This window comes from Streptomyces sp. NPDC104814 (assembly GCF_055583185.1).
This window is the reverse complement of the sequence record NZ_JBVJOL010000015.1, coordinates 1-26,210: the sequence shown is the minus strand read 5'-3', so window position 1 is coordinate 26,210 and position 26,210 is coordinate 1. Positions and strand designations below refer to the sequence as shown.

27 protein-coding genes are annotated in these 26,210 nt (G+C 72.0%); 20 read left to right on the top strand and 7 right to left on the bottom strand.

Translation table 11 applies throughout. The features are described from left to right. Position 1: 1 nt before the first annotated feature. The 11 genes from ACZ64A_RS34070 (at position 2) to ACZ64A_RS34020 (ending at position 9,333) form a co-directional block, all read left to right on the top strand. Positions 2-1,048, top strand: coding sequence for an anthranilate phosphoribosyltransferase (locus ACZ64A_RS34070; protein ID WP_469815810.1), 1,047 nt, complete (start codon positions 2-4; stop codon positions 1,046-1,048). Then, a complete protein-coding gene (trpA, locus tag ACZ64A_RS34065) occupies positions 1,041-2,162 on the top strand; it encodes a tryptophan synthase subunit alpha (protein ID WP_469815809.1) in 1,122 nt (373 codons plus the stop codon). Before ACZ64A_RS34070 ends, trpA begins: the two co-directional genes overlap by 8 nt. Beyond that, positions 2,159-2,533, top strand: coding sequence for an ectoine synthase (locus tag ACZ64A_RS34060; protein WP_469815808.1), 375 nt, complete (start codon positions 2,159-2,161; stop codon positions 2,531-2,533). Before trpA ends, ACZ64A_RS34060 begins: the two co-directional genes overlap by 4 nt. Continuing rightward, positions 2,533-3,672: an acyl-CoA dehydrogenase family protein gene (locus ACZ64A_RS34055; RefSeq protein ID WP_469815807.1), complete on the top strand. Its 1,140-nt coding sequence runs from the start codon at positions 2,533-2,535 to the stop codon at positions 3,670-3,672. Before ACZ64A_RS34060 ends, ACZ64A_RS34055 begins: the two co-directional genes overlap by 1 nt. Before the next feature lie 38 nt (positions 3,673-3,710). Further along, positions 3,711-4,376, top strand: a complete 666-nt coding sequence (locus tag ACZ64A_RS34050) for a transglutaminase-like domain-containing protein (RefSeq protein WP_469815806.1) — start codon at positions 3,711-3,713, stop codon at positions 4,374-4,376. Next, complete coding sequence (locus tag ACZ64A_RS34045) at positions 4,376-5,047, top strand: phosphoribosylanthranilate isomerase (RefSeq protein ID WP_469815805.1); 672 nt, start codon at positions 4,376-4,378, stop codon at positions 5,045-5,047. The genes ACZ64A_RS34050 and ACZ64A_RS34045 overlap by 1 nt, the downstream gene beginning before the upstream one ends. After that, positions 5,044-5,781: a beta/alpha barrel domain-containing protein gene (locus tag ACZ64A_RS34040; RefSeq protein ID WP_469815804.1), complete on the top strand. Its 738-nt coding sequence runs from the start codon at positions 5,044-5,046 to the stop codon at positions 5,779-5,781. The genes ACZ64A_RS34045 and ACZ64A_RS34040 overlap by 4 nt, the downstream gene beginning before the upstream one ends. Positions 5,782-5,969: 188 nt before the next feature. Further along, on the top strand, positions 5,970-6,830 hold the full coding sequence (locus tag ACZ64A_RS34035; protein WP_469815803.1) for an NAD(P)H-binding protein: 861 nt from the start codon (positions 5,970-5,972) through the stop codon (positions 6,828-6,830). Further along, positions 6,827-7,930 (top strand): zinc-binding dehydrogenase, encoded by a 1,104-nt coding sequence (locus ACZ64A_RS34030; RefSeq protein WP_469815802.1) that lies wholly within the window; start codon positions 6,827-6,829, stop codon positions 7,928-7,930. The genes ACZ64A_RS34035 and ACZ64A_RS34030 overlap by 4 nt, the downstream gene beginning before the upstream one ends. A gap of 42 nt (positions 7,931-7,972) precedes the next feature. Further along, on the top strand, positions 7,973-8,416 hold the full coding sequence (locus tag ACZ64A_RS34025; protein WP_469815801.1) for an ester cyclase: 444 nt from the start codon (positions 7,973-7,975) through the stop codon (positions 8,414-8,416). Continuing rightward, positions 8,413-9,333: an MBL fold metallo-hydrolase gene (locus tag ACZ64A_RS34020; protein ID WP_469815800.1), complete on the top strand. Its 921-nt coding sequence runs from the start codon at positions 8,413-8,415 to the stop codon at positions 9,331-9,333. The genes ACZ64A_RS34025 and ACZ64A_RS34020 overlap by 4 nt, the downstream gene beginning before the upstream one ends. Positions 9,334-9,538: 205 nt before the next feature. On the opposite strand, the gene ACZ64A_RS34015 is transcribed toward ACZ64A_RS34020, so the two are convergent. The 3 genes from ACZ64A_RS34015 to ACZ64A_RS34005 are packed head-to-tail and all read right to left on the bottom strand — an operon-like array spanning position 9,539 to position 11,709. Further along, positions 9,539-10,417, bottom strand: a complete 879-nt coding sequence (locus ACZ64A_RS34015; RefSeq protein ID WP_469815799.1) for an NmrA/HSCARG family protein — start codon at positions 10,415-10,417, stop codon at positions 9,539-9,541. Positions 10,418-10,432: 15 nt separating this feature from the next. Beyond that, positions 10,433-11,305 (bottom strand): NAD(P)H-binding protein, encoded by an 873-nt coding sequence (locus ACZ64A_RS34010; protein ID WP_469815798.1) that lies wholly within the window; start codon positions 11,303-11,305, stop codon positions 10,433-10,435. Then, entirely contained in the window at positions 11,275-11,709 is a 435-nt protein-coding gene (locus ACZ64A_RS34005) for a SnoaL/DnrD family polyketide biosynthesis methyl ester cyclase (RefSeq protein WP_469815797.1), read from the bottom strand. The genes ACZ64A_RS34010 and ACZ64A_RS34005 overlap by 31 nt, the downstream gene beginning before the upstream one ends. A 197-nt stretch (positions 11,710-11,906) precedes the next feature. Here ACZ64A_RS34005 and ACZ64A_RS34000 point away from each other — a divergent pair, with 197 nt between their 5' ends. Beyond that, complete coding sequence (locus tag ACZ64A_RS34000; RefSeq protein WP_469815796.1) at positions 11,907-12,773, top strand: class I SAM-dependent methyltransferase; 867 nt, start codon at positions 11,907-11,909, stop codon at positions 12,771-12,773. Between the two features lie 96 nt (positions 12,774-12,869). Here the strand turns inward: ACZ64A_RS34000 and ACZ64A_RS33995 are convergent, their stop codons facing one another. The 3 genes from ACZ64A_RS33995 to ACZ64A_RS33985 all read right to left on the bottom strand — a co-directional run bounded on the left by ACZ64A_RS33995 (position 12,870) and on the right by ACZ64A_RS33985 (position 15,263). Then, entirely contained in the window at positions 12,870-13,637 is a 768-nt protein-coding gene (locus ACZ64A_RS33995; protein ID WP_469815795.1) for an SDR family NAD(P)-dependent oxidoreductase, read from the bottom strand. Positions 13,638-13,644: 7 nt separating this feature from the next. Further along, a complete protein-coding gene (locus tag ACZ64A_RS33990) occupies positions 13,645-14,721 on the bottom strand; it encodes a serine hydrolase domain-containing protein (RefSeq protein WP_469815794.1) in 1,077 nt (358 codons plus the stop codon). Positions 14,722-14,813: 92 nt separating this feature from the next. After that, positions 14,814-15,263, bottom strand: coding sequence for a nuclear transport factor 2 family protein (locus ACZ64A_RS33985; RefSeq protein WP_469815793.1), 450 nt, complete (start codon positions 15,261-15,263; stop codon positions 14,814-14,816). Between the two features lie 232 nt (positions 15,264-15,495). On the opposite strand from ACZ64A_RS33985, the gene fabG reads away from it, so the two are divergent. The 5 genes from fabG to ACZ64A_RS33960 all read left to right on the top strand — a co-directional run bounded on the left by fabG (position 15,496) and on the right by ACZ64A_RS33960 (position 20,967). Next, positions 15,496-16,281: a 3-oxoacyl-ACP reductase FabG gene (gene fabG / locus ACZ64A_RS33980; RefSeq protein ID WP_469815792.1), complete on the top strand. Its 786-nt coding sequence runs from the start codon at positions 15,496-15,498 to the stop codon at positions 16,279-16,281. Positions 16,282-16,322: 41 nt separating this feature from the next. Beyond that, positions 16,323-17,279: an aromatase/cyclase gene (locus ACZ64A_RS33975; RefSeq protein ID WP_469815791.1), complete on the top strand. Its 957-nt coding sequence runs from the start codon at positions 16,323-16,325 to the stop codon at positions 17,277-17,279. A 645-nt stretch (positions 17,280-17,924) separates the two neighbouring features. Beyond that, on the top strand, positions 17,925-19,037 hold the full coding sequence (locus ACZ64A_RS33970; protein WP_469815790.1) for a bifunctional DNA primase/polymerase: 1,113 nt from the start codon (positions 17,925-17,927) through the stop codon (positions 19,035-19,037). Beyond that, positions 19,034-20,569 (top strand): DNA primase family protein, encoded by a 1,536-nt coding sequence (locus ACZ64A_RS33965; RefSeq protein ID WP_469815789.1) that lies wholly within the window; start codon positions 19,034-19,036, stop codon positions 20,567-20,569. Before ACZ64A_RS33970 ends, ACZ64A_RS33965 begins: the two co-directional genes overlap by 4 nt. After that, positions 20,566-20,967: a DUF6009 family protein gene (locus ACZ64A_RS33960; RefSeq protein ID WP_469815788.1), complete on the top strand. Its 402-nt coding sequence runs from the start codon at positions 20,566-20,568 to the stop codon at positions 20,965-20,967. The genes ACZ64A_RS33965 and ACZ64A_RS33960 overlap by 4 nt, the downstream gene beginning before the upstream one ends. 64 nt (positions 20,968-21,031) lie before the next feature. Here ACZ64A_RS33960 and ACZ64A_RS33955 read toward each other — a convergent pair whose 3' ends face one another. Then, a complete protein-coding gene (locus ACZ64A_RS33955) occupies positions 21,032-22,996 on the bottom strand; it encodes an acyl-CoA dehydrogenase (RefSeq protein ID WP_469815787.1) in 1,965 nt (654 codons plus the stop codon). 420 nt (positions 22,997-23,416) lie between these two features. On the opposite strand from ACZ64A_RS33955, the gene ACZ64A_RS33950 reads away from it, so the two are divergent. The 3 genes from ACZ64A_RS33950 (at position 23,417) to ACZ64A_RS33940 (ending at position 25,858) form a co-directional block, all read left to right on the top strand. Next, positions 23,417-24,109 carry a ScbR family autoregulator-binding transcription factor gene (locus ACZ64A_RS33950; RefSeq protein ID WP_469815786.1) on the top strand — a complete coding sequence of 231 codons (693 nt, stop codon included), beginning with the start codon at positions 23,417-23,419 and terminating at the stop codon, positions 24,107-24,109. Between the two features lie 112 nt (positions 24,110-24,221). Next, a complete protein-coding gene (locus ACZ64A_RS33945; RefSeq protein ID WP_469815785.1) occupies positions 24,222-25,454 on the top strand; it encodes a cytochrome P450 family protein in 1,233 nt (410 codons plus the stop codon). Positions 25,455-25,663: 209 nt separating this feature from the next. Next, complete coding sequence (locus ACZ64A_RS33940; protein ID WP_469815784.1) at positions 25,664-25,858, top strand: acyl-CoA carboxylase subunit epsilon; 195 nt, start codon at positions 25,664-25,666, stop codon at positions 25,856-25,858. Positions 25,859-26,210 lie beyond the last annotated feature (352 nt).

Here is a 26,210-nt window from a genome sequence, read left to right as displayed (position 1 = left end):
CATGCACGAAGCCGTCGTCTCGCTCCTGGGCCGGCAGGCTCCGGTGGAGCTGCCGGTGTGGCGGTCGTTCTGGGACCGGCTGCACGCGGGCGACCTGCGCCGGGGCGAAGCCACGGCTCTGCTGGCGTCCCTGGCCACCCGGATGCCCGACCGGACCACCCTGTGCGCGTTCCTCGACTCGCTGGCCGAGCGCCGTCCCGCCCGCCCGGCGGGCGACGGGTTCGGGGCGGCCGTCAACATCGTCGGCACCGGGGGCGGACCGCGCACCTTCAACATCTCCACGGCCGCCGCGTTCGTCGGGGCGGCGATGGGCGTGCGGGTCGTCAAGACCGGCTCGCGCGCCTACACCGGCTCCTGCGGCTCCCTGGACCTGCTGGAACGGCTGGAGATCGCGCCGACGACGTCGTACGAGCAGACCCAGGAGGTCCTGGAGCGCCACGGCATCGCCTTCGCCGGGTACTTCGTGTACCCGCAGGAGATCGCGCTGCTCGCGCGGGCCGTCGCGCCGCTGGACATGCGGCGGCTGGGCTCGTTCGTCAACACCCTCGGCCCGTTCCTGGCCGACATGCCGGTGGCCGCGCAGGTGACCGGCGTGTCCCGGCCCGAGGCGCTGGAGGCCCTGCGGCACGCCGCCGAGCACACCTCCCGCGCCACCGGCCGCACGGTGTGGCTGGCCGGCAACGACGCCGGCGCCGACGAGTTCCTCGCCTTCACCGCCAACCGGGTGCGCGCCTACGAGGACGGCGGCGAGGAGGAGTTCACGCTCACGCCCGCCGCCCTGGGGCTGGGCGCCGGCCGGCTCGCGGACCTGGCTCCGGCCGAGGACGGGACGCGGGGGGCCACCGAGCTGTTCCGGAGGGTGCTGGCCGGGCGCGGCGGTGCGGCGGCGACGCAGACCGTCTGCCTGAACGCCGCCGCGCTGGCCGTCGCCGGCCGGCTGACCGGCGACTGGCACCAGGCGCTGCGCGCCGCGCAGGCCACGCTGCACGACGGCTCGGCGCTTGCGCTGGTCGACCGGATGCGGACGCGGGAGGCAGCCCATGCCTGAACGACTCCTCAACGCCGCCCCGGCGTCCGGCCCGCCGCCCCTGCCGGGCCTCGCCCCGGACGCCGTCAAGGGCGTCGCGGCCCTGTCCCTGTCGTTGTGCGGGGACGGGGCGGCGGGACCGGTGGAAGCGGCGGGACGGGTGGAAGCGGCGGGACCGGTGGAAGCGGCAGGGCCGGTGGAAGCGGCAGGGCCGACGGGAACGGCTGGACCTGCGGCGCCCGGTGCAGCAGCGGCCGGTGCGGCGATGGGCCGCCCCGCCGAGCCCGGCGTGGTGGCGAACCCCGCATCGGCCGGGTTCTTCGCCCACCGCCGGCCCGGCCGGCCCGGGCTGGCCGTGTTCGTCAACGCGGGTGATCCGCCGCTCGGCGCGCTCGCGGACCTCGCCGCGATGCTCGACGAGAGCGACGTCGACTGCCTCGAACTCGCCGTCCCCTTCCCCGACTCCGTGACCGACGGCCCCGTCATCCGCCGTTCCGCGGACCGGGCGCTGGCCGCCGGGGTCACCGCGGCCGCCGTCCTGGACGCGGTCGCCGCCGTACGGCCGCGGCTGCGGCGGCTGCGGATCGCGCTGCTCGCCGACTGGAGTCACACCGTCAAGGGCCGAGACCTCGGCGACTTCGCCCGGTCCGTCGCCGACGCCGGCTGTGACGGGCTGCTGCTGCACGGCCTGCCGCCGCGGCTGCGCGGCGCCCACTACGAGGCCGCCCACCGCGCCGGGCTGCCCCTGGTCACCACCTGCTACGCCGTCTCCGGGGCCGCGACCGCGGCCGAGGCGGCCCGGCACGCCTCCGCGTACCTCTATCTGGTCGCCCACTACGGCCGCAGCGGCACCACCGCCGCACCCGACCGTGAGCGGCTCGCCGCAGCCCTCCGCCGGGCGCGTGCCGCCACCCGTGTCCCGGTCGCCGTCGGCTTCGGCGTCCGCACCGGGGCCGACGTCGCCGCGCTGGAGGCACTCGGCGCGGACGCCGCGGTCGTCGGCAGCGCGGGCGTGGCCCGCATCGAACAGGCCCTGGACGCAGGGCGCGACCCCGTGGAGGAGTTCGCCTCCTTCGTCGCGCAGCTGCGCCGGAGCACCCCCTCCCACCCCATGAACGAAGGGAACCCCTCATGATCATCCGCCGGCTGGACAACGTCCGCAGCGTCGACTGGGGCAACGGCCTCAGCCGCCGGTTCCTCACCGAGTCCGACGGCCTCGGGTACACCGTCACCGACACGATCGTGCGGGCCGGCACCAAGTCGCGCCTGGAGTACCGCCGCCACCTGGAGGCCTGCTACTGCATCGAGGGCAGCGGCGAGGTCGTCGACATGGCCGGCACCTCCCACCCCATCACCCCCGGCACCCTCTACGCCCTCGACCAGCACGACGCGCACTGGCTGGTCGCCAGTCCGCACGAGGACCTGCGCCTGGTCTGCATGTTCACCCCGGCGCTGCGCGGCGACGAGCGTCACAACCTCGACTCGTCCGAGTTCTCCCAGTACTGATGATCACGTGGACCGATGACCAGCAGCGGCTGCGCGACGGCCTGGCGCCGCTGCTGGACAAGCTCAGCGCCGGGCACGTCGAGCGGGACGCCGAGGCCGCCTTCCCGCGCGAGCAGTGGGACCTGCTGCGCGCCTCGGGGATCCTCGGCCTGCCCTTCGACGAGCGGTGGGGCGGGCTGGGCCAGGACCTGCTGACCACGATGTACGTGCTGGAGGGCCTGGGCCGGGGCTGCCGTGACGCGGGGCTGAACTTCTCCGTGTGCAGCCATCTGGTCAGCACCGGTGTCCCCCTGCACCGGTTCGGCTCGCCCGAGCTGAAGGACCGCTATCTGCCCGGGCTGTGCTCGGGCGAGCTGATCGGCGCGCACGCCATCAGCGAGCCCGGCAGCGGGTCGGACGCGCTGGCGATGCGCACCCGTGCGGTGCGCGACGGCGATCACTTCGTCCTCAACGGCAGCAAGGCCTTCGTCAGCAACGGCCCGGTCGCCGACCTGATCACGGTGTACGTCCGCACCAGCGACCGCCCCGGCCCGCTGAGCATCACCGCGCTCCTCGTCGAACGCGACACCCCCGGCCTGACCGTCGGGCGGCCCGTGGCCAAGATGGGGTTGCGCACCTCGCCGCTGTGCGAGCTGTACTTCGACGACTGCCGCGTCCCCGCCGCGCAGGTCGTGGGCCGGGTGGGCGGCGGCTTCCTGGTCCTGGACCACGTGATGCGCTGGGAGATCCTGTGCTCCTTCGTCATCAACGCGGGGGAGATGCGCGACCGGGTGGAGCGCTGCGCCGACTACGCCCGCACCCGCACCCAGTTCGGGCAGCCGATCGGCTCCTACCAGGCCGTGTCCCACAAGATCGTGGACATGGAGATCGGGGTGGAGACGGCCCGGCACTGGCTGTACTCCGCCGCCCGCAAGATGACGGCGGGGGAGAACGTCACCCGGGACATCGCCGTCGCCAAGCTCGTCACCAGCGAGGCCAACGTCGCCTCCGCGCTCGCCGCCGTCCAGATCTTCGGAGGCAACGGCTACATGGCCGAGTACGGCATCGAGAAGGAGCTGCGCAACTCGGTCGCCGGGACCATCTACTCCGGCACCTCCGAGATCCAGCGCAACCGCATCGCCTCGATGCTCGGCCTCTGAGCACACGTCGACACCCAACGGAAGCGGACCACGCCACCATGACCCTCCAGCCCGCACTGGCAGCGACCGAGTTCATCGACCACCACAGCCCCGAGGTGCGCGACTTCGTCGCCCGTGCGCTGCCGGCGAGCGCCACCACCCCCACCGAGCAGGCCGTGGCCCTGTACTACGCCGTGCGCGACGGCATCCGCTACGAGGTGTACGGCGCGGACCTGTCCCGCGCGGGGCTGCGCGCCAGCCAGGTGGTGCGCACCGGCTCCGGCATGTGCCTGCACAAGTCGGTGCTGTACGCGGCCGGGCTGCGTTCGCTCGGGATCCCGGCACGCCTGGTCCTCACCGACGTACGCAACCACCTCGCCTCCGAGCGGCTGACGCGGCTGCTGGGCGGTGACGTCTTCCACCAGCACGGACTGACGTCCCTGTGCCTTGAGGGCCGCTGGGTGAAGGCCACGCCGGTCTTCAACAAGACGCTGTGCCGGCTGTACCGGATGGCGCCGCTGGACTTCGACGGCACCGCCGACAGCCTCCACCACCCCTTCGACCTCAAGGGGCGGCGCCAGATGGAGTTCCTGCGGGTGCACGGCGAGTTCGACGACCTGCCCTACGCATGGGTGATCGACGACCTGCGCGCCGCGCACCCGCGGCTGTTCGAGGGCGAGGGGGAGCGGTTCGCGGAGGGCTCCCTCGTCGGGGAGGCGGCGTAGTGCTCGTCAAGATCTGCGGTGCGACGACCGCCGCCGAGGTGCGCGGCGTCGCCGACGCCGGGGCGGACCTGGTCGGGCTGTGGCACGCGGTGCCCGGCGGGCGTGCGGATCTGTCCGCCGAGCGGCTGGCCGCGCTCGCCGGCGAGGCGCGGGCCACCGGCCGCCTGGAGGCGGTGCTGGTGACCTTCGGCGCCGACCCGGAGGCACTGGCCCCGCTCACGGGCGCGCGGGGAGCGTCCTGGATCCAGCTGCACGGCTACCAGACCCCCGGCATGGTCCGCGCACTGCGGGCACTGGTCCCCGACGGCGTACGCATCGTCAAGGTGCTGCACGTGCAGGACGGTTCCTGTGTGGAGGCGCGGCTGATCGGCGCGTACGAGCGGGCCGGTACGGACTGCTTCCTGCTCGACGCGGTCGGCGCCGGCGGACGGGTGGGCAGTACGGCGCTGACCCTGGACGACGCCACGGTCACCGGCCTGGCCGACCGCATGCAGCGGCCGTTCCTGCTCGCGGGCGGGCTGGGCGCGGACAACCACGACCGGTTCGGCGGGGCCCGTGCCCATCCCCGGTTCCTCGGCATCGACGTGGACTCCGCCGCCCGCGGCGAGGACGGACTGCTCGCCGCGGCGAACGCGGCGGCCGTCACCCGTGCCTGGAGGGGGGCGTCATGAGGTTCACGGACGCGCTGCTGGCGGCGCCTCGGCCGGTGATCATGGAGGTGAAGCGCCGGGACGCGGACGGCACCGACCTGCTGGGTGCCCGCTCGCCGGCCGAGGTCGTCGCCGCGTACGAGGAGGCCGGGGCGCCGTGTGTCTCGGTGGTCACCGGCCGCTGGTTCGGCGGCAGCGAGGAGTTGCTGGGCGAGGTCGCCGCGCTCACCTCGCTGCCGGTGCTGCGCAAGGACTTCCTCACCAGCCGGCGCCACCTGGAGCGCAGCCGTGAACTGGGCGCCTCGGCCGTGCTGCTGACGGTGAAGCTGCTGCCGGCCGGCGTCCTGGCGCGGTTGGTGGACCACGCGCTGGACCTCGGGCTGACGCCGTTCGTGGAGGTCGCCGACGCGGCCGAGGCGGCCGCGGTGCCGAGGGCGGCGCAGTGCGTGGTCGCGGTCAACAACAAGGACATCGCCACCCGTGAGCGGCTGCCCGGTGACCTGGACCGCAGCGCCGCGCTGCTGCCGGCCGTGCGGGCCACCGGCACCTGCTGCGCGGTCAGTGCCAGCGGCATCGCCGACCCCGCCGACGCGGCCCGGCTGCTCAACGCGGGCTTCGACGGACTGCTCATCGGCACGGGCCTGCTGCGCACGGCGCATCCGGCGTCCTGGTGCGCCGCACTGGACGCCGCCCGGGAACGGGAAAGCGAACGGCAACGGGAACGCGAACGGGCCGGGGCGGTGGCGTCCCGGTAGGCCCCTGAGGGGGCGCGTGAACGGGCCTGTCCGCGGCGGCCCGCCTGTCCGGGGCTCCTGCGCGGGCCCGTTTTCGCCTGCGCGGGGCCCGGTCGCGCCCCGGCTACGGTCGACCGCCTCTCCGGGAATCCTCCAGGGCGGTTCCCGACGCTGGCAGCACTACTGGCGAACGAACTCGTGGAGCAGGCGTGACAGTTCTGGTGACAGGTGCAACAGGATCGGTCGGCCGTCATGTGGTCGAGCGGCTCGTGGCCGCGGGCGTCACGGTGCGGGCGCTGACCAGGAATCCGGCCACCGCCGGACTGCCGGAGGGCGTGGACGTCCACGAGGGCGACCTCACCCGCCCCGACACGCTGCGCGCGGCGCTGCGCGGGGTGGAGCGCCTCTACCTCTTCCCGGTCCCGGAGACGGCCCGTGAGGTCGTCGCGGCCGCCGCGGAGGCGGGGGTGAGCCGTATCGTCGTACTGTCCTCGTCCTCCGTCCTGGACGAGTCCGGAGACAACCACAGCGGCGAGTACCACCGCACCGTGGAGCGGGCGGTGGAGGAGTCCGGGATCGACTGGACGTTCGTGCGCCCCGACGAGTTCGCCACCAACGTCCTGTGGAAGTGGGGCCACTCGATCCGCACCGAGGGCGTCGTGCGCGCCCCGTACGGCAACGCCCCGCGTGTCCTCGTGCACGAGGCGGACGTCGCCGCCGTCGCGGTGACCGCGCTGCTGGAGGACGGGCACACGGGCAAGGCGTATGTGCTCACCGGGCCGCAGGCGATCACACAGGCCGACCAGGTGCGGGCCATCGCCGGTGCGCTGGGCCGGGAGATCCGCTTCGAGGAGATCACGCCCGACCGGGCCCGTGAGCTGATGGGGCAGGCCATGCCGGCACCCGTCGTGGAGATGGTGCTGGGCTACCTGGCCGACGCGGTGGCCAACCCGCCCGCGGTCACCGACACCGTCGAGCGCGTCACCGGCGCGCCCGCCCTGACCTTCGCCCGCTGGGCGGCCGACCACGCCGCCGACTTCGCCCCCGTCTTCGAGGAGCTGGCCGCATGAGCACCGACGCCGGAATCGGCACCGGGACCCCCAGGGGGACCCGCACCGAAAAGGACACCGGAAAAAGCACCGGGACCGATGCCGCGCTCAGCGGCGCGAAGGTCAGCATGACGGGCAGCGGTGAGCCCGAGGACCGGCTCGTCACGGCTCGCGAGACGCTCGCCCCGGCGGGCCGCGGCAAGGTCGTGGTGCGCGTCGAGGCGGCGGGCGTGTCGTTCGCCGAGGTGCAGATGCTGCAGCACCTGCACCCCTTCCCGCCCCGCTTCCCCTTCGTCCCCGGCTACGACCTGGTCGGGCGGATCACCGAGGTCGGGGAGGGCGTCACCGGGTGGCGCGCCGGCGACCGGGTCGCCGCCATGCCCCGCTACGGCGCCTGGCAGGAGTACGTCGAGACGGCCGCCAAGGACCTGGCGCCGGTGCCCGAGGAACTGGACGCCGCCGAGGCGGTCGCGCTGGTCACCAACGGGGTGACGGCGTATCAGATGCTGGACCGGCTGACCGCCCTGGCGCCCGGCGACACCGTGCTGGTGCACGGGGCGAGTGGAGGTGTCGGCTCCCTGCTGACCCAGCTGGCCGTCCACCGGGGCCTGCGGGTCATCGGCACCGCGTCGCCCGCCAAGCACGACTCCGTACGGGCGCTGGGTGCCGAGCCGCTCGACTACCGCACGCCCGACCTGCCGGCGGCGGTGCGCGCGCTGGCGCCGCAGGGCGTGGCCGCCGTCTTCGACCACATCGGCGGCCGGGGCCTGGACGCGAGCTGGGCGATGCTGGCCAAGGGCGGCACGCTCGTGTCGTTCGACTCCTCCGTCGCCGGCTACCGGCCCGGGCAGTGGTTCCGGCCGCACGTGCCGGCGCTGGTGCGCACGGCGCGCCGTTTCGTCGCCCGCCTGCTGGGCCTGACGGGCGGCCGGCGGATGACGATGTACTACGTCAAGCCGGGCCCGGCCTTCAACGACGCCCTGGGCGCGCTGTACGAGCTGCTGGCGAAGGGCGTGCTGAAGCCGGAGATCGCCGGCCGCCACCCCCTCGACGGTGCCGCCGCCGCGCTGCGCCTCCTGCTGGAGGGACGCTCCGTCGGCAAGCACGTCCTGCTTCCCTGACCTGCCGCGCCCCACCCCACCCGACCACACGAAGGAACCACCATGTCCACGACGCTGACCGAGCCGTCCGTCCAGGAGCGCAACAAGCAGATCGCGCTCGACTGCGCCGCCGCCTGGAACCGCTGGGAGCTGGACGGCATCCTCAAGCACTGGGCGCCGGACATCCGGCACTTCTCCGAGGACCGCCCCGTCGACACCCAGCAGATGATCGGCGCGATGCAGGGCGGTCTCGCCGCCTTCCCCGACCTGCACCTGGACGTCAAGAGCGCCGTCTCCGAGGGCGACCGGGTGATCCTGCGGATCACCGTGACGGCGACCCACCTCGGCGAGTTCATGGGCAAGGCCCCCACCGGCAAGAAGGTCAGCTGGTTCATGCTGGAGGAGCTGCGCTTCGACGACGCCGGCCGGATCATCGAGCACTACGACGTCTTCAACTACCTGCCGATGCTCAAGGAGCTGGGCTTCGTCCCCTCGGACGTGCTGTGAGCACCGCCGTCGCTCTCGCGGGGGAGCTGAGCGAGGTCGCTGACGGGGTGTACGCCTTCGTACAGCCCGACGGCGGCTGGTGCCTGAACAACGCGGGCCTGATCACCGGTGACGGCGGCCGCGGTGTGCTCGTCGACACGGCGGCGACCGAGGCCCGGGCGCGGCGGCTGCGCGAGGAGGTGCTGCGCGTCGCCCGCGCCGCGCCGCGCACGCTGGTCAACACGCACTTCCACGGCGACCACACCTTCGGCAACCACCTCTTCCCGGAGGCCGTCGTCATCGCGCACGAGCGGACCCGCTCCGACATGGCGATGGCCGGCCTGCACCTGACGTCCCTGTGGCCGGACGTGTGCTGGGGCGACATCGAACTCGCCCTGCCCGAGGTCACCTTCCGTGACGCGCTCACCCTGCACGCCGACGGGGTCCGGGTCGAGCTGCTGCACCTCGGCCCGGCCGCGCACACCACCAACGACACCGCGGTGTGGCTGCCCGAGCAGCGGGTGCTGTTCACCGGTGACCTGGTGATGTCGGGCGTGACCCCGTTCTGCGTGATGGGGTCCGTCAGCGGTTCCCTGGACGCACTGGAGCGGATGCGCGGTCTTGACCCGCTGGTGGTCGTGCCCGGCCACGGACCGGTCGGCGGTCCTGAGGTGCTCGACGCCAACGAGGCGTACTTCCACCGGCTGCGCGACCTCGCCCGGCAGGGCGTCGCCGACGGGCTGAGCCCGCTGGAGCTGGCCCGCGCCGCCGGGCCGGGGCCCTTCGCGGACCTGCTGGACGCCGAACGGCTGGTGCCGAACCTGCACCGGGCCTACGCGGAGGAGCGCGGCGCGGCGCCGGGGGAGGCGCTGGACATCCCGGCCCTGTTCCGGGAGATGACCGCCTACCACGGCCGCCTGCCGACCTGCCGCGCCTGACGGCGCGAGGCCGCGCAGAGCGAGCAAGGCCGCCGCAGACCGCGCAAGGCCGAGCAGGCCGAGCAGACCGCGCAGGCCGAGCAGACCGCGCAGACCGTGCAGACCGCGCAGACCGCGCAAGACCTGCGCGGAGCGCGCACCTGAACGCCGGTGGCCCCTTCCCCGTCGGGGGAGGGGCCACCGGCGCGCACGCAGGCGGAGACGGTCAGACGTCGATGCCCTTCAGGTAGGTCGCGAACGTCTGGAGACCGGGGTGCGCGGCCCGCAGCGCGGGGATGTCCGCGCGGTAGCCGTGCTCCTGGAACCACTCGAACATCAGGGCGATCTCAGGGCCGTTCGGGATGTACGGGTTGGCCGCCACCGCGTCGAGCGGCAGTTCCTCGAAACGGGCCGGCAGACCACTGCGGGCGGCGTACGCCTCCGCGATCTGGGTGGCCGTCAGCTCGTCGCCCGCCAGCTCCACGGCCCGCCCCAGGTACTCCTGCGGCCGGTCGAAGGCCTCGGCGGCGAAGTAGCCGATGTCGTCCACGGCGATGAACTGCACCCGGGTGTCCGGCTTCAGCGCCAGCTGCACCACGAGCGTGCCGTCGACGTTCCGCGGGCCGTGCGCGGCGAAGTTGTCCATGAAGAACGTCGGGCGCAGCACCGTCGTCGGCACGCCCAGGTCGGCCAGGTAGCGCTCGATGTGCCGCTTGGAGTCGAAGTGCGGCACACCGCTGTCGCGTTCCGCGCCGCCCACCGAGCTGTACACCACGTGCGCGATGCCGGTGGCCTTCGCCGCCCGGGCCACCGCGCGGCCCTGCCGGACCTCGCCGCCCAGACCCTTGGGCGTCATGAAGTTCTGCACGGAGAACACCGCGCGCACGCCCTCCATGGCCGCGCGCAGCGACGCCTCGTCGTCCAGGTCACCGGTGACCAGCCGCACCCCGAGCGCGGCGAGCGCGCGGGCCCCGGCCGACTGCGGGTCACGCACCAGCGCCACGGTGTCGCGGCCGCGCCGCACCAGTTCCCGTGCGGTGGCGCCGCCCTGCAGTCCGGTGGCCCCGATCACCAGGACGGGGCCGTTCGCCTCGGTCGTCGTCATGTCGTACGCCTTTCCTCAGCGAAACAGCGCGGCGTTGGCGGCCGCCCAGGCACGGTAGGGACGGGGGTCGCGGCCGGTCAGGTCCTTCACGGCCGTCGTGGGCTTCGCCCACGGCACCTCGGGGCTGTGCAGCGCCGCCACGTTGGTGACGGCCGCCGGGCGGTCACCGGTGATGCCGGCGAACACCTCGACGACCTCCTCCTGCGGTGCCACGGAGAAGCTCAGTTCGCGGCCCAGGACCTCGCCGAGGATGCCGGCCTGCTCCCGGGAGGTGAGGACCTCGCCGCCGGTGAGGACGTACGCCTTGCCGCGGTGCCCGTCCCGGGTGAGCGCGGCGACGGCGGCGGAGGCGATGTCGTACTCGTCGATCGGCGCGCCCGGGTTGTCGCCGATCCAGCAGCGCACCGAGCCGCTGTCGCGGATCGTCCTGATCCACCAGGAGGTGTTGGCGTGGAAGGGGCCGGGGCGCAGGAACGTGGTGGCGGCACCGGAGGCGGCGATCGCCTCCTCGGCGGCCCGGTGCTCCTCGGCGATGCCGTGCGGCAGCGGGTGCAGCACGCTCGCCGAGGACAGGAACACGATGTGCTCGACGCCCGCGGCCGCGGCGGCCCCGGCGACGTTGCGGGCCTCACCGGCCACGTCGCCGGAGAGCACGACCAGCGCGGAGGTGACGCCGGCGAACGCCGCGGTCAGCGAGGCGGGGTCGGCCGGGCTGCCGGCCACGACCTCCACACCCTCGGGCAGACCCGCCTCCTCGGGCTTCCTGCTCAGCGCCCTGACCCGCAGGCCCTGCGCGGTGAGCTGCTCGACGGCCTCCCGGCCGACCTTGCCCGTCGCTCCGGTGACGAGGATCATGGTCACGCCCTCCAGCCCTGCGGCTGCGGCCACGGCGAGCCGAGCTGACGGTACGTGCCCTGGTAGTCGGGCCAGTCACGGTGGTCGCGGATCTTGCCGTCGACCAGGCGGATGAGGTGGATCTGCTCACCGGAGAAGCGGCGGCCGGTCGGCGCCATGCCCACCAGGTCGCCGACGTGCCGGCCGTACAGGACGAGGTGCGCGCGGACCCAGTCGCCGCGCTCCTCCAGCAGCACCTCCTCCAGGTGCGCCTCCTCGGAGAACGTCATGCGCAGCCACTTGACCGCCATCGCGAAGGAATCGGGACCGCGCAGGTCCATGTGCTCCATCGTCGCCGGGTTGAGGTATTCCGGGTGAATGTATTCCGCGACGTCCTCGGTTCTACCGGTGTTGTACGCCTCGATCATGCGGCGCACAGCGGTTATGTGGCTACTCATCGAATTCCCTCCACGGCGGCCTGGCAAAAGCGGCGGCTCATGGCCGTATTCTGTGTGCGAACGCCGGGGCCGGGCAAGGGAAGAATGGCCGGGTCCGGCCGAATCCCTTTGTTTTCCAGGCGGGATGCGGCCGCCGTCCACCGATCCTCGAAGAATTCTCCAGCTGTACGCGGGGCGTGGGCCCCAGCATGTGGCACATGGACACGGACACAACGACCTACAAGACGAAAGTCACCGCCGCCTTCAACGGGGCCGCGGCCACCTACGACCGGCTGGGAGTGGAATTCTTCACGCCGATGGGCGAGCGGCTGGTGGAGATCGCCGCCCCCCGCCCGGGCGAGCGGCTCCTCGACGTCGGCTGCGGCCTGGGCGCCACCCTGCTCCCCGCTGCACGGCTGGTGGGCCCCCACGGCAGCGCGCTCGGCATCGACATCGCCGAGGCCATGATCGAGGAGGCCGGGCGTGAGGCGACGCGGCAGGGCATCGGCAACGTCGAACTGCGGGTGATGGACGGCGAACACCCCGACCTGCCCGCACGCACCTTCGACCTCGTGCTCGGCAGCTACAGCGTGATCTTCCTGCCCGACGCCCGCGCCGCGCTCGCCCGTTACGCCGGCCTGCTGCGCGACGGCGGCCGGATCGCCTTCACCAGCCCGGTGTTCACCCGCGACACCTTCCCGTTCCTGCCGCCGCTGTTCACCGACCTGATCCCGATGTCCCTGCTGCGCCACCTGCCGCCCGCCTGGCACCCCGAGCAGCTCCAGCGGCAGCTCCACTCCTGGCTGGAGGACCCGGCGGACCTGACGGCCGCGCTGCGCACGGCCGGCTTCGCCGACGTCCGCGTCGTCGACGAGTCGGTCGACATGACGGCCCGCTCCGGCGAGGCCTGGGTGGACTGGTCCCACACCCAGGGCATGCGCCTGCTGTGGCAGCACCTGCCGGCCGACGAGGCGGCCGCCCTGCGCGCCCGGCTCATCGCGGCGCTCGACGCCCTGCGCGGAGCGGACGGCCTGGTCCACATCGACGTCCCCGTCCGCTATGTCACGGCCACGGTCGCCCGCTGACGCATCCACGGCCCCCCGCACGCACCGTCGGCCGGCCGACAGACACCGAAAGGCCCCCGGAAAACCGGGGGCCTTTCCGCACGACCGCGCCGCGGCTCAGGTCACGGACAGCGCGCCGTCCACCGCCAGGACCGTGCCGTTGGCGTAGGCGGCCTCCGGCCGGGTGAGCTGGACGATCCACCAGGCGATGTCCTCGGGCCGGCCGACCCGCCCCGAGGGGATCCGCCCGGCCATCTCGCCGAGGAACGCCTCGTACGCCTGCGCGGGCATCCCGGCCCGCACGCCGACGCCGGTGTCCACGACGCCCGGCGCGATGCCGACCGAGCGGATGCCGCGCGGGGCGAGCTCCACCGCCCAGGTGCGGGTGAGGAAGTCGAGGGCGACCTTCGCCATGCCGTACACGGAGTTCTCCGGCCACGCCCGGCGGCCCAGCGAGCCCGCCGAGCTGACGTTGACGACGACACCGCCGCTCGCCTCCAGGGCGTCCAGCGCCCGCTGGGTCAAGAACACCGGGGCCATCAGATTGGTGCCGAGCTGGGCGCGCACGGAGTCGCGGTCCAGATCCCCAAGGGACGCGAATCCGGTGACGGCCGCATTGTTCACCAGGACGTCGAGCCGACCGAATGCACGCAGTGCCGTATTCACGATGAGTTCGGGCGCGTCACGGTCGTGAATGTCCGCCGCCAGGACGCGGATGTGGTCATGACCGTCCGCGGTTTCCTTGAGCGTCGACTCTCTGCGGCCGACAATGAGCACATGAGCACCGCTGTCGGCGAAAGCACGGGCCGTCGCGGCACCGATTCCCGTACCGCCGCCCGTGACGACGACGGCCTTTTCGACAGCCCTTTCCGCGGAATCCGTCACCGTGACCTCACGAGCACAGGGCGATGTTGACGCCGCGGATGACGGCCTGCTCGGCGTCGGGCCCGAAGTCCTTGTCGCCGATGGTGAAGGACAGCTGCACGCGGGCGCTCAGGTCACGGGTGGTGGCCGCGAAGGTCGCGTAGCCGGGAATGCCGGCGCCGTGGCCCCACAGGTCGAGGGCGTCGTCGTTCTCGAGCTTCATGATGCCCAGGCCGTAGCCGATGCCCATCGGCAGGTTCTCGATCATCTCGGGCGGCAGAGGGGTGGTCATCTCGGTGAACTCCGGCTCGTTCAGCAGCTTGCCGCTGAACAGCGCGGAGAAGAAGCGGTCCAGGTCCGCGGTGGTGGAGATGATCTCGCCCGCGCAGCCGGCCTCGGAGGGGTTCATCAGCGTGACGTCCACCGGCTCGCCGCCGATCTGCATGTAGCCGCGCGCGTGGGGCTCGGGGATGTTGGGGTCGTCCCCGGGCAGGACGGTCTCCTTCAGCTCCAGCGGCTCCAGGACCCGCTCGCGGATCTCGTCGCGGTAGGAGCGGCCGGTCACCTTGTCGATGAGCAGGCCGATGATGAAGTAGTTGGTGTTGCAGTAGGCGAACTTGCTGCCCGGCTCGAACTCCAGCGGCTTGGCGGCCGCGATGGCGATCAGGTCCTCGGGCTCGTAGTGCTTGTAGCGGTCGCGCAGGAAGCGGTCGCCCGGCTTCTGGAACGAGTCCATGTAGTTGTACAGGCCGCTGGTGTGCTGCAGCAGGTTGCGGATGGTGATCTTCTCGCCGTACGGCAGCAGGCCCGGCAGGTAGCTCTCGACGGTGCGGTCGAGGTCGACCTTGCCCTCGGCGACGAGCTGGAGCACCACGACGGCCACGAACGGCTTGGTGATGCAGGAGATGCGGAAGCGGCCGTCGGCGGGAACGGGACGGTCGGTGCCGAGCTCCGCGATGCCGGACGTCACCACGAAGGATTCGTCCCCCCGGGCGACCCGGAACTGCACGCCTGCGGCTCCGGCTTCGACGAGCCGGTCAGCGGCGCCCTGGACGGCCTGCTGAAGGGCCGAGACCTCCGGCCGGGCGATCGTCGTCTGCGTCATGTCGGGAAACCCCCATCGGGTGGCAGTCGGTTCTTAGGGCAGAGGCTGACCGGCCGGAGTGGAGAGGCGGCCGGGTGCCGGTGGAGCGGTGCTCAGGCGAGGTCGTCACGGGTCACTGTGCGGGCCTGGACCCGCAGTCCGCCGTCGCGGCGCACCAGGACGTCCTCGCAGACGCACACACGGTGCACCCGCGACTCGCCGCCGATCTGCGAGGCGTACACGATCGCGTAGGAGCGGACGTCCACGGCGCCGTCGGGCCGGGGACGGACGTCGAACATGCCGATGAAGTGGCGGTGACGCTGTCCGGCCGCCGCGAGCTCGGACGCGCTGCGGCTGGTCGCCGCGATCAGCCCGGCGTGCCCGCGCACCGGCTCGGGCAGGGTCGGCACGGCGAACGTCGCGTCCTCGGTGAAGGTCAGCGCCCACTGCTCGGCCTCACCGAGGTCGAGCAACTGCATCTGGTGCGCGTAGAACTGCTGGACCTCCGCGTACAGCGGGGCGGACCAGGCGGTGCTCGGGGCGAGTTCGGGGGCGAGCGTCATGGGTGCTCCTTCTGCTGGATACGGCCGGCTGGATACGGTCGGCCGCCAGCCTGGAGGGGAGCGGTCGCATGCGGTTGGAAGATCCCTCAAGCCGCCTGCGATCGACGGGCGGTGGAGGCCCGGCCGGGCGGCGAACCGGCGGCGGCCGCAGGGCAGTTGAGTGCCCTTCCGTCGGACCTCGAGTGGGGGCGGTCACGGTCGAGGTCACCAAGGCGCTCCCGGAAGGAAACCGATGACGACAACGACGAAGCCCGTCGCGCTGATCACCGGCGGAACGAGCGGTATCGGCCTGGCGGTGGCCCGCGAACTGGGCCGCCGGGGCCACCGGGTCTTCCTGTGCTCGAGGACCGAGCAGCAGGTCAAGCAGACCGTGGAGGACCTGCGGGAAGAAGGCATCGACGCCGACGGCATCGCGGCCGACGTCCGCTCCCCGGAGTCGGTGACGGCGCTCGTCGCCGCAGCCGTCGAAGCCTACGGCCCGATCGGCATCCTGGTGAACAACGCCGGGCGCAGCGGAGGCGGTCCCACGGCCGACATCTCCGACGAGCTGTGGGACGACGTCATCGACACCAACCTCAACAGCGTGTTCCGGCTGACGCGAGAGGTGCTGAAGAAGGGCCGCATGAGCGAGGCGCCCTACGGCCGGATCATCAACATCGCGTCGACCGCCGGCAAGCAGGGCGTCCTTCTGGGCGCCCCGTACAGCGCCTCCAAGCACGGAGTCGTGGGCTTCACCAAGGCGCTCGGCAAGGAGCTGGCCCCCTCCAACATCACCGTCAACGCGGTCTGCCCCGGCTACGTCGAGACGCCGATGGCCGAGCGGGTGCGCCAGGGCTACGCCGCGGCGTGGGACACCACGCAGGAGTACGTGCAGGAGCAGTTCGAGGCGAAGATCCCGCTCGGCCGTTACTCCACTCCTGAGGAGGTCGCGGGACTGGTCGGCTACCTGGCCACGGAGACCGCCGCCTCGATCACCGCGCAGGCCCTCAACGTCTGCGGCGGACTGGGCAATTTCTGAGCTTCGGGGCCTCGGCCCCGACCACGAGAAGGGTAGTGAAGGTGCCGGCTGAACAGGTTCACCGCACAGCGCACGACGTGGAGATCGCCGCGCCGGCGGCTGTCGTCTACGGGTTCATCGCGGACACGGAGCGGTGGCCGCTGTTCTTCCCGCCGAACGTGCACGTGGAGCGGCTGGAGTTCGACGGAACCAGCGAGCGGCTGCGCATGTGGGCGACCGCCAACGGCGCGGTCAAGTCCTGGACGTCGCGCCGCACGCTGGATCCCGCCGCGCGGCGCATCGAGTTCCGCCAGGAGATACCGGCCGCCCCGCTCACCGGGATGGGCGGCACGTGGATCGTCGAGGAGCTCGGGGACAACTCCTCGCGGCTGACGCTGCTGCACGACTTCACGGTGGCCGGTGACCGGCCCGAGGACGTCGAGTGGGTGGAGCGGGCCACGGACGGCAACAGCGGGGCGGAGCTCGGCCGGCTCAAGGCCCTCGCGGAGCGGTGGGGTCGGCTGGACGAGCTGGTGCTGTCCTTCGAGGACTCCGTGCGTGTCAACGGGCCCGCCGAGCTCGTCTACGACTTCCTCTACCGCGTCGGCGACTGGCCCGAGCTGATCCCCCACGTCTCCCGCCTGGACCTGACCGAGGACACCCCCGGCGTCCAGGAAATGACCATGGACACCACCACCGCCGACGGCAGCACCCACACCACCACCTCCGTCCGCGTCTGCTTCCCCCACGCCGGACGCATCGTCTACAAGCAGACCGCCACCCCCGCCCTCATGGACGCCCACACCGGCGAATGGACCGTCACCCCCGACACCACCGGCGTCACCGTCACCTCCCACCACAGCGTCGTCATCCGCGAAGACACCATCACCACCGTCCTCGGCGAACACGCCACCCTCGAACAAACCCGCCACTACCTGCGCCAAGCACTCGGCCGCAACTCCACCAACACCCTCCACCTCGCCAAACAACACGCGGAGTCGGCCGCCGTCAGCCGCTGACCCGACGTCATCACGGGGCAGTGAGGCGCCCCCGGGGACCTGATCCTCGGGGGCGCCTCACTGCCCCGGCTTGTGTCTGCGTCGGTAGCGACCCAAGCGACCGAACTCGGGGGGCGTCTGCAGATCCGCTCCACCTTCGCTCCACTCTCGCTCGAGGTGTTTTCGGTCGCTGACGGGGTTCGGAGAGCGTCGGTCGCTGTTCGGTCGCTGGGCCCGGAAGGGGCCGCATAGGGCGCAGCGACTGAACATCAGCGACCCAAGCGCGTGTCGGTCGCTCGTCGGTCTCAGGGAAACGTGCAGGTCAGAGGGGGTCTGTCGGTCGATCAGCGACTGAAGCGACTCAAGGTCCGGGTATATCAAGACATTCGCGCGTGCGCGTGTGTGCGCGTGCGCGTCATATATAGGGACCTTGAGTCGCTTCAGTCGCTGTTCTGGTTTGCCTACGGCGTCTGACCTGGTGTTTCCTGGAGCTGCTGACGGAGCGACCGAAGGAACTCCAGTCGCTGGCCGTTCGTTGCTTCAGTCGCTGGCGTATCCCCACCGGACGCGGCGGGATGTTTCTTCCCCAGGAAGCCCTGGATCACCACGGCTTCGCTAATCTGTGTTCGTCGTTGAGTCGCTTCAGTCGCTGACGGGGGGATGCGAATGGCTCATGACCTGTGGCTTTCGCGCAGCGACTCAGTGCGGTCCGAGTCCTCGCCCGCAGGTGCCGCGCGGAACCTGGCCATCGCCAGGTGGTGCGCCGGCCGTGGGTGGCCGGTCCATCCGCTGGCACCGGGACGCAAGACGCCCGCGGCGAACTGCGAGGCGTGCCGTCGGCCCGGCCACACCCGTCAAGGGTGCGCGTGCCTCGGAGCCGGCCGCTGGTGTCACGGCTTCCACGCGGCCACCGTGGACTTCTCCCGCATCGAGCAGTGGTGGTCGCGCGTCCCCGCTTTCGGCGTCGGGGTCGCCTGCGGTCCGGCCGGCCTGGTCGTCATCGACATCGACGCGCACGAACAGCAGTTACCCGACCGCGACCGGCTGCTCCCCGGCATCCCCATTCCCACCGCCGTGGACCTGGCGGGACTGGCCAACGGCTTCCACGTCCTCGGCGTACTGGCCGCCCTGCGGGGCGCCCCCAGCCCGGCGGACGACGACACCACGTTGCGGGTGCGCACCCCCTCCGGAGGGCTGCACGTGTGGTACCGGGCGCAGAGCAGCCACCGCTGGCAGTGCTCCACCGGGTCGGGCAGCGGCCGCGCCCTGGCCTGGCAGGTCGACGTCCGCGCCCACGGCGGGTACATCGTCGCTCCCGGGACCACCACCACGGCCGGCACCTACACGCCCGTCGGTCCGGTCCGCGAGCCCGCGCCCCTGCCCTCCTGGCTGGCACACGAGCTGGACCGTACGGGGCACCAGCCGCCCGCCCATGTGCCCGCGCCGCGTCCCGTGCCGCCCCGGGCCCGCCAGGCGGTCCTCGCGGCCGGAGGCGGGCAGGACGCCGCCGGCCGGGCCCTGGCCGCCGTACTGAGCGAAGTGGCGGCCTGCGCGGCCGTCCCCGAGGGCGCGGCGTTCTCCATGAAACTCAACCGCGCCGCCTACACCGCCGGTGGCCTGGTCGCCGCCGGGCACCTGACGGCCGGAGCCGCCGAGCAGGCCCTCAGGGACGCCGCCGAGCAGGCCCGCCCCGGACAGCAGCGCCGCTACGGCGCCATCATCCGCAGCGGGCTGAACGCCGGTTCCCTGCGGCCGTTCTCCCCGGGAGGCCGCGCATGACCTCCCAGCAGGACAACGCCCTCTTCGACGCCCAGGCGGTCGCCGCGCAGATCCTCGCCCACGTTCCCGCCCCGCTGCCCGCCCAGGCAGGCGAGAGCGGCGCACGCCACCCTGCGCCGCCCGTCCAGGCGTCACCCGACGGCGAGGCGACCGCCGCGGGCCTGCTGCCGGACACCCTCACCGACCGGGGCAACGCCAAGCTGTTCGTGAAGCTGTACGCCAACGACTACCGGCACGTCCCGGGCCTCGGCTGGTACCGCTGGGACAGCACCCGCTGGCAGATCGACGAGGACGACACCGTCCTGTGGGCCGCGGGCGACCTGGCCGAGAGCATCGCCTCCAGCGACCCGCGCGGGGTGTTCACCAGTGCCGCGCTGCAGCAGCACCGCCGCCGCGCCCTGAGCACCAGCGGCATGAACGCCATGCTCACCCAGGCCAAGAGCGCCCCCGGCATGGTGCTCAACGCCGCCCGGCTGGACGCCGACCCCTACGCCCTGTGCACCCCCGCCGGGGTCGTCGACCTGCGTACGGGCCTGATCCGTACCCCCGACCCCGACAAGGACTTCCACTCCCGTTCCACCAGCGCGGCCCCGCAGCCCATGCCCACACCGCGCTGGCACCGCTTCCTCGCCGACACCTTCGGCGAGGGACCCGACGGCGCGGAGATGGCCGGCTTCCTGCATCTGCTGCTGGGCTACTCGATCACCGGAGATGTCGGCGGCCAGGTCATGCCGTTCCTGTTCGGCTCCGGCAAGAACGGCAAGTCGGTCCTGCTGGACGTCCTGATGAAGCTGCTCGGCGACTACGCCGACGCCGCGCCGCCCGGCTTCCTGATGTCCCGCCCCTACGAGGGCCACCCCACCGATCTGGCCGAACTCCACGGCCGCCGGGTCATCGTGTGCAGCGAGGTGAAGCCCGGGGACAAGTTCGACGAGGCCCGCGTCAAGCTCCTCACCGGCGGCGACCGCATCAAGGCACGCCGGATGCGGCAGGACTTCTTCAGCTTCCAGCCGACGCACAAGCTGTGGCTGCTGGGCAACCACCGCCCGGAAGTAGGCACGGGCGGTTTCGCGTTCTGGCGCCGTATGCGGCTGATCCCGTTCGAGCGCGTCGTCTCCGACGACCGCAAGATCGACAACCTCGCGGACATCCTGGTGACCGAGGAGGGCCCGGGAATCCTCAACTGGCTCATCGAGGGCGCCCGCCGCTACCTGGCCGGCGAGAAGGACCTCACCGGTCCCGAACGGGTCCGGATCGCCACCACCGCGTACGCCGAGACCGAGGACCACACCGGCCGCTTCCTCGGCGAAGCCTGCCGGATCCAGCCGGAGCTGCGCGCGGAACAGGCGGCGCTCTACGCGGCCTACAAGACCTGGTGCCACAATGAGGGGGCACCGGCCATCTCCTCCCGGGCTTTCGCGGCCAGGGTCCGCGAAGCGGTGGGGCTGGCCTCGCCCAAGGAGATGATCCTGTCCAACCAGCGGAAGTACTACCCGGGCATCGGACTGCTTGCTGACCAGGAGACGGCATGAGCGCCCTCATCGCAGAGGACGAGATCATCCATGAGATCGACCTCATCTGGCTCGAGGACATCGGCGAACTGGACTACGTACGACAGAGCCTGGACCGGTTGCCGACCCGTCGGGGAAAGCCCGCCTACCACCGCGACGGCCGCATGGTCGGATACGCGCTGCTCGGCCCGAGTGCCAAGCCCTCACGCTCGTCCGGTACGTTCCGCCGCCGGGTCTTCTGGCTGCTCCCGCACGACCGCGACAGCTCCCCCGAAGGGCTGTACGCCACCGGGGCTCCCGCGGAGGCGGTGGACCCGCGCACGCTTGCGCCGGGCAGCAAGGGCCGCAAGACCGCTCGCTCCGAAGGCGGTCCGCCGTCGTCGGCGATGCCGGAGCTGGGCCTGAGCCTGCCGCTGTGAGCAGCAGGAATCCCGGCCGGATCGGCCGGGCTTCCCCCGTGCGTACTGTTCGTGCGAGCGGCGCTCAGTAACTGTCGACGAGGCGGTCGAAGTCGGCGGCGCAGGAGCTGTTGGCGAGCGGGACCGAGGCGAGGTATTCGGCCGGCAGGTCGAAGGCGTCCACCAGGGTCATCATGTGCGGAGTGAGCTCGGCGGTGACGGCATCGACGGCGGCGGGCAGAGCGCGCACCTGATCCGCCGTCATATGGCCGTCGGCGAGCAGGTCGCCGGTGTGCCCGGCGAGCTGGTGCAGCAGGAACAGCCGGCACAGCTGCTGCAGCAGGGTGTGCGCGGTCGGGTCCAGCGCCCGGTCGATCGCCTCGAGGAAGGCGTCGGCGGCCTGGAGCGGGGCGTGGACGGAGACCATCTTCAGGGCGGAGGACGACGCGGTGTTCCAGCGGCCCAGGGAGTTGCCGGCGGGGCCCTGACGCAGCTGTGCGCGGGCGCGTTCCTGCCACAGGGCCTCCGCCTCGGCGAGCAGGTCACGCAGGAAACGCAGGTCCGTCAGGTCCTTCTGCCGGCCGGGGTGCCGGTCCTGGCCGGCCGCGCCGGGCCGGCGCGTGCGGTGCTGGAAGAGCATCTCGCCGGCGGCCTTGAGCCAGATGACGAGGTTGTCGCCCTCGGCGGTGATGGTCCCCTCCAGGTTCAGGGGGAAGTCGGCGAGCGCGTTGACCGAGAACAGACCCTGGGCGCCGCACCGTTCACGGCACTCCAGGGTGATGCTGCGGGCCTGCCAGGTGATCCAGCCCTTGGCGATGGCCACCATCCGCTCGACGACGTCCCGGTCGGTGGCGTCGTGTCCCACCCAGCGGGTGACGACGGCGCGGTGCAGGAAGGTCATGGCGTACGCGGTCGCGAGCCCCTGCAGCAGCGGGCCGGAGTGGCTGCGGTGCGCGGCCAGCGGTATGCGCTCGCCGGCCTTCGGTCCGCCGATGTGGCGGTGGTGGGCGTGACGTACGGAGATGGCCAGGGCGGCCCTGGTGACGCCGATGCCGGCGCCGCTCATACACAGTTTCCCTGCGGTGACCCGGCCGATGGAGTGCAGGAACCGCTTGCGCCGGCTGCCCAGGGGGCTGGCGAGCTCTCCCTCGGGGTCCAGGCGTCCGTGCTCGGCCTCCAGCAGCGCCTCGCGCGGCAGCCGCACCTGATCGAACGAGGTCAGGCAGTGGTCGACGGGGCTGCCGGTGCGTGCGGGAAGGCAGCGGACCCGGATGCCGGGCAGCATGCCGCCGGCGCCGCTGAGCGGGGTGAGGAAGAGGAAGATGCCCTGGTCCTGCCCGTCGACGAGGAGCCGGGCGGCCACCAGGGCGCTCTTCGGGCCGCCCGCCAGGCTCGTGTTGGGCATGAACTTCTGCGCGCCCGGGGTCGGCGTGTGCAGGATGAACCCGCCGCTCTCGCGGTCGAGTGTGGCGGTCGTCTGCAGGCACGAGGCGTCGTTGCCGTGGTCCAGCTCCGTGCAGAGAAACGTTCCTGTACGCCGCATCGAGGAGAACTCGGAGAGGTCGCGGCCCTCGGCGCCGTCGTGGTCCAGCAGACTTCCGAGGAACAGGTTGTAGTGGATGCCCGCCAGGGTGCCCAGCGCGCCGTCGACGACCCCGGTCCACTCGTGCAGGCTCGCCAGCCGCTGCGGGTCGCGGGCCAGGTCGGCGGCGTGGTCGACGGCGTTGTTGAGCTGACGCAGCCGGTTGTAGGAGAGGGCGGTGCGCTGAGCGGGCGTCAGTCCGGGCCGGTAGCGGAAGTCCTCGCCGGCGATGAGCCGGCGCCAGGGGGTGTGGACGCGGTCGCGTTCACCGCGGTCGAAGAGCAGGTAGGTCAGGTCACCCGTGGTGGGGTCCGCGGAACCGGGCGCGAGGCGGGCGGCGTCCTGCCGGGGCAGGGCGTCGAGCACGGCAGGGGCGGTGCCGGGTCTCTCCTCGGGAAGGGTGATGTCCGGGTGCTCGACGACTCCCGCGCGTCGGGGGGCTTGCTTCTGGAAAGTGAGCAGGGTCATGAGGCCTCTCCGCATACGCTGGTCCGGAAAAAGCACGAAGCGCAGGGCCCTTAAGATACGGACCCACCGGTTTTCTTTCAATGAATCGTCACGGTTTCCGAGTGGCCTGTGTCACAGGAGACCGGGATCCCGGGGCGTTGATCGCCCGGCTCGCCAGAAATCGGCGACAGCCATTCCGCTTGCGCTACGGGGCTGTTGGCGGGTCGCAACGGTGTGGAGCCGACGCGGGACCGTGCGGACCATTGCTAAACCGGCTGGATGGTTTTATTCTTGACCTGTCCCTACGCGGTCCCTCGGGGGCATGGTGCGCCGGGCACATGACAACGGCAGGTTGAGCGAACCATGGAGGCTTCCGCCGCTAAGATACGTACTCGCCGGTTTAGTTCAGTCGGCCGGCCGATAGTCGTCAGGAGGTCAACCATGGCGCGGCAGGAGCGAGCCATTCGGACTCGACACGCGATCGTCGCCGCATCCGCCGAAGTCTTCGACGAGGTCGGATACGAAGCCGCGACCATTGCGGAGATCCTCAAGAGGTCCGGAGTCACCAAGGGTGCTCTCTACTTCCACTTCACGTCCAAGGAGGAACTCGCCCAGGAGGTGCTGGCCAGCCAGCTCAGGGCGGTGCCCGAGGTCCGCAGGGGCGATCTGACCCTGCAGCAGATCGTGGACGAGTCCTTGCTGCTGGCCTACCTGCTCAACCGGGGCGATCCGCTGGTCCGGGGCAGCATCCGGCTCACCGTGGACCAGGGCTCCCCGGCGGACGGGCTCGACCGGCGGGTGCCGATGCAGGCCTGGATCGACCACGGGGTGAGCCTCTTCGGCAAGGCGAAGGCGGACGGAGAACTCCTTCCGCACGTCGACGTCGACTCCGTCGCCAAGATGTTCGTGGGCGGTTTCACCGGCATTCAGATCCTGTCGAACATCCTGACCCGGCACGCGGACATCACCGAACGTGTGGTCGATCTCCACCGGACCCTGATGACCGCGATCGCCGTGCCCGGAGTGCTCGTCCGGCTGGACTTCTCACCGGACCGCGCGGCGAGGGTGTACGAGGCGGCCATGGAGCAGCGCCGGGAGCAGGGAGCCCTGGAGGCGGCCGGCGTGGACGGCTGACGGCCGCGGGCACATGATCCATCACGGGGGGGATGGGAACGGGGTACAGCGGTCCCCCCGTGCGCAAATGCATTGGAACGTGACATCACGACGAACCGATCGGAGTGCACGGATGGAAATGACTGCTTGCCCGTACGCGCTGGACGCCACGGGCCGGGACCTGGCCGGCGAGGCCGCCATGCTCCGCGAGCAGGGTCCCGCGGTGCAGGTGGAACTGCCGGGAGGCGTGAGGGTCTGGGCGGTCACCGGTCACCGGTACGTCAAGCAGTTGGTCGCCGACCCGCGGGTCTCCAAGGACGCCCAGCACTGGCCCGCCTTCGTCGAGGGGCGCATCACCGAGGAGTGGCCGCTCTATTACTGGGTGGCGGCGCAGAACATGCTGTTCGCCTACGGGGAGCGGCACGCCAGACTCCGCCGCCTGGTGGCGGGCGGCTTCACCATGCGGCGCACCGAGAACCTGCGGCCCCGGATAGCTGAGGTCGTCGGCGCCCTGCTCGACGACCTGGCCTCCCGGCCCGCGGGGGAACAGGTCGACCTGCGGGCCTGCTTCGCCAAGCTGCTGCCGATGAAGGTGATATGCGCGCTCTTCGGCGTCCCGGAGAGCGACACGGACACCTTGTGTGCCGCGGTGGACACCACCTTCAACACCGCGGCGACGCCGGAGGAGACGACGGCGTCCCAGATGAAGGTCTTCCAGATGCTCGGCGAACTGGTGGCCCTCAAGCGGGAACAGCCCGGGGACGACCTGACGTCCGCCCTGATCGCGGCCAAGGACCAGGGGAAGGGGCTGACCGAAGAGGAACTGGTGGGCACCCTGAACCTCATGATCGCCGCGGGGATGGAGTCGACCGTCAACCTCATCGGCAACGCCGTGGCCGCCCTGCTGTCCCACCCCGAGCAGCTCGCACACGTCCGCTCCGGACGCGCGGACTGGGAGGACGTCGTCGCCGAGACCATGCGGACCCAGAACCCCGCCGCCTACCTTCCCCTCCGGTACGCCCTGGAGGACATCGACCTCGACGGGGTGCTGATCGAGAAGGGCGACCCCATCCTCGTCTCCTTCGGCGCGCCCGGCCTGGACCCGGAGCAGTACGGCGACGACGCCGAGGTGTTCGACCTGCTGCGCACCGACCGCCGCGAGAACCTGGGCTTCGGGCACGGGGTCCACTACTGCCTGGGGGCGCCGCTGGCCAGGCTGGAGGCCACCGTGGCGCTCTCGGCGCTCTTCGACCGCTTCCCCGGCATGGAACTGGCGGTCCCCGTGGAGACGCTGGAGCCCGTGGCCTCCTTCATCGTCAACGGGTACACCGCGCTGCCCGTGATCCTGGGGCCGGCCGCGGGCTGACGGCGCTGCCACCCGGACCGCTCACCAGAACTCCGCGCTCCCTTTGGCGGATTGCCTCGTGTTCCTTCGCCCCGTCGCTGTGCGGCGGGGCGAAGTGCTGTTTCCGGGCCCCGCCGGTCGCCGCGCGGCCTTCTGTGCCGTTCTTCGAGCGCTGTCCGAGTGTTCCTTGAGCGCCGCGGCGGACGGTGGTCGCAGACCGAGGAGGCGCTGTGAGCGGTGTGAAGCACACGGAGACCGTGCTGCGCGTGGAGCGCGGACAGCCGACCGACGAGGAACTGGCCGCGGTGGCCCTGACCCTGGTGTCCCTGCTCGGCGACCGGGGGGAACGGACCCGTCCGGCCGCGGAACGCGAGACCGCCCACTGGCGGCCGACGGACTACCGGCCCCCCCGCAGCTGGCACTGACCCGCAGCCGGCACCGACCCGCGGCCGGCACCGACCGCCCGGACGACTGACGGCCGGTTCGAACGGACGACACCATCAAAGGCGCGACGGACCCTTAAAACCGCGTAGGCGGTTTGTTATGGTGAGGCTCTGTGATCCGCCGCGCCCGCGCTGACGGACGGAACGGAGTTGTCGTGACGATCATGATGAACCTCCCCGAGGGAGGCGCGGTCAGCCCGGCGGACGCCCGTGGGCGGGTCGCAGAACTCGAAGCCCTGCGTGCCCAGGCGCTGGCCGGTCCGAGCGAGAAGGCGACCGCGGCGCAGCATGCGAAGGGCAAGCTGACGGCTCGGGAGCGGATCGAGCTGCTCCT

What these genes read in the sequence shown, in the direction of transcription:
- ACZ64A_RS34070 (WP_469815810.1), top strand. Translation starts at nt 2, where the DNA reads ATGCACGAAGCCGTCGTCTCGCTCCTGGGCCGGCAGGCTCCGGTGGAG.
- trpA (WP_469815809.1), top strand. Translation starts at nt 1,041, where the DNA reads ATGCCTGAACGACTCCTCAACGCCGCCCCGGCGTCCGGCCCGCCGCCC.
- ACZ64A_RS34060 (WP_469815808.1), top strand. Translation starts at nt 2,159, where the DNA reads ATGATCATCCGCCGGCTGGACAACGTCCGCAGCGTCGACTGGGGCAAC.
- ACZ64A_RS34055 (WP_469815807.1), top strand. Translation starts at nt 2,533, where the DNA reads ATGATCACGTGGACCGATGACCAGCAGCGGCTGCGCGACGGCCTGGCG.
- ACZ64A_RS34050 (WP_469815806.1), top strand. Translation starts at nt 3,711, where the DNA reads ATGACCCTCCAGCCCGCACTGGCAGCGACCGAGTTCATCGACCACCAC.
- ACZ64A_RS34040 (WP_469815804.1), top strand. Translation starts at nt 5,044, where the DNA reads ATGAGGTTCACGGACGCGCTGCTGGCGGCGCCTCGGCCGGTGATCATG.
- ACZ64A_RS34030 (WP_469815802.1), top strand. Translation starts at nt 6,827, where the DNA reads ATGAGCACCGACGCCGGAATCGGCACCGGGACCCCCAGGGGGACCCGC.
- ACZ64A_RS34025 (WP_469815801.1), top strand. Translation starts at nt 7,973, where the DNA reads ATGTCCACGACGCTGACCGAGCCGTCCGTCCAGGAGCGCAACAAGCAG.
- ACZ64A_RS34015 (WP_469815799.1), bottom strand. Translation starts at nt 10,417, where the DNA reads ATGACGACGACCGAGGCGAACGGCCCCGTCCTGGTGATCGGGGCCACC.
- ACZ64A_RS34005 (WP_469815797.1), bottom strand. Translation starts at nt 11,709, where the DNA reads ATGAGTAGCCACATAACCGCTGTGCGCCGCATGATCGAGGCGTACAAC.
- ACZ64A_RS34000 (WP_469815796.1), top strand. Translation starts at nt 11,907, where the DNA reads ATGGACACGGACACAACGACCTACAAGACGAAAGTCACCGCCGCCTTC.
- ACZ64A_RS33990 (WP_469815794.1), bottom strand. Translation starts at nt 14,721, where the DNA reads ATGACGCAGACGACGATCGCCCGGCCGGAGGTCTCGGCCCTTCAGCAG.
- ACZ64A_RS33985 (WP_469815793.1), bottom strand. Translation starts at nt 15,263, where the DNA reads ATGACGCTCGCCCCCGAACTCGCCCCGAGCACCGCCTGGTCCGCCCCG.
- fabG (WP_469815792.1), top strand. Translation starts at nt 15,496, where the DNA reads ATGACGACAACGACGAAGCCCGTCGCGCTGATCACCGGCGGAACGAGC.
- ACZ64A_RS33970 (WP_469815790.1), top strand. Translation starts at nt 17,925, where the DNA reads ATGGCTCATGACCTGTGGCTTTCGCGCAGCGACTCAGTGCGGTCCGAG.
- ACZ64A_RS33965 (WP_469815789.1), top strand. Translation starts at nt 19,034, where the DNA reads ATGACCTCCCAGCAGGACAACGCCCTCTTCGACGCCCAGGCGGTCGCC.
- ACZ64A_RS33960 (WP_469815788.1), top strand. Translation starts at nt 20,566, where the DNA reads ATGAGCGCCCTCATCGCAGAGGACGAGATCATCCATGAGATCGACCTC.
- ACZ64A_RS33955 (WP_469815787.1), bottom strand. Translation starts at nt 22,996, where the DNA reads ATGACCCTGCTCACTTTCCAGAAGCAAGCCCCCCGACGCGCGGGAGTC.
- ACZ64A_RS33950 (WP_469815786.1), top strand. Translation starts at nt 23,417, where the DNA reads ATGGCGCGGCAGGAGCGAGCCATTCGGACTCGACACGCGATCGTCGCC.
- ACZ64A_RS33945 (WP_469815785.1), top strand. Translation starts at nt 24,222, where the DNA reads ATGGAAATGACTGCTTGCCCGTACGCGCTGGACGCCACGGGCCGGGAC.